General features: G+C 67.2%; 1 protein-coding gene and 1 pseudogene. Both read right to left on the bottom strand.

What is annotated here, in order from left to right; all coding sequences use genetic code 11:
* Nucleotides 1-10 precede the first annotated feature (10 nt).
* Nucleotides 11-811: pseudogene (locus tag JCM25156_RS17715) on the bottom strand (trans-sulfuration enzyme family protein); the annotation flags it as partial.
* A 15-nt stretch (nucleotides 812-826) separates the two neighbouring features.
* A complete protein-coding gene (locus tag JCM25156_RS32265; RefSeq protein WP_277909484.1) occupies nucleotides 827-955 on the bottom strand; it encodes a hypothetical protein in 129 nt (42 codons plus the stop codon).
* Nucleotides 956-1,084: the final 129 nt, after the last annotated feature.

Genomic DNA, 1,084 nt, shown 5'->3' with positions numbered 1-1,084 from the left:
AGAGTCAGCAGCAGTCATCCGGCCCGGCTGTCTGGCCGGTCTGGATGGCGGTGTCACGCAGCAGCCGCCAGTCCTGTTCCGATGCGACGCTGACCGCGCCGATAATGGTATCCGAATGCCCGGCCGGGTATTTCGTCAGCGCCTGCACCGATACGTGGGCCCCCGCGGCGAAGGGATCGAACAGGCCGATCCCCCATGTATTGTCCACGATCAGGCGCGCGCCGATGCTGGCGGCAAGGCGGCCGAGCATGGGGATGTCCTGCACCTCGAACGAATGGCTGCCGGGGCTTTCGGCATAGATGACGCGGGTGGTGGGGCGGACCAGGGCGCGCAGGTCATCTTCATCCGCCAGCGGGGGGAAATAGGTCACCTCCACCCCGAAACGGCGCAGCACCCTGTCCGCGAAGCGGCGGGTGGGGCCGTACACGGAATCGGACAGCAGGCAGTGATCGCCCGCGCTGACATAGGCCAGGAACGGCAGCGCGCACCCCGCCAGCCCCGATGGCACGATCTGCCCGTACCTGCCGCCATCAATTTCGGCAATGGCCTGTTCCAGCCGGTGCTGCACCGGCGTGCCCATGGCGCCATAGATCAGTTCATCATCATACCGGCGCTGCCCGGCGGCATCCATCGCCTCAAGGCTGGAAAACAGCACGGTGGAGCCACGGGTCACCGGCGGGTTGACGAAAATGCCCGCCCCGCCTTCCGGCCTGTCGCGCCCGACCTGCACAAGCCGGGTGGACAGGTCGCGCCAGCCGCGCACCACGCTTTCCATCAGGGCCGCGGGCACTGCCGCCACGGGATTGGTCATGTCTGTCATCCGCCCCTATGCGCCGATCACGATGGGCGAACCCGGCGTGGACGCCCATTCAGCCCATGACCCGTCATAGACGGCGGCGGCCCCGGCTCCCATACCCACACTCGCCAGCCCCAGCGCGATTACGCAGGCTGTCATGCCGCTGCCGCATGAGCAGGTGACGGCGGTGGTGCCATTCACCCAAGTGCGGTGAACATCTCCTTCAGCGTATCGGCGGGCAGGAAGCGGCCACTGTCGTCAAGCAGTTCGGTATAGGCAGGCTGCGCG

Source organism: Komagataeibacter kakiaceti JCM 25156 (genome assembly GCF_000613305.1).
The sequence above is the reverse complement of the archived record's forward strand: the minus strand, read 5'-3'. Positions and strand labels throughout refer to the sequence as shown.

Bases quoted from the DNA above. Each gene is read 5' to 3' on its own strand.
- JCM25156_RS32265 (WP_277909484.1), bottom strand. From the start codon at position 955: ATGACAGCCTGCGTAATCGCGCTGGGGCTGGCGAGTGTGGGTATGGGA.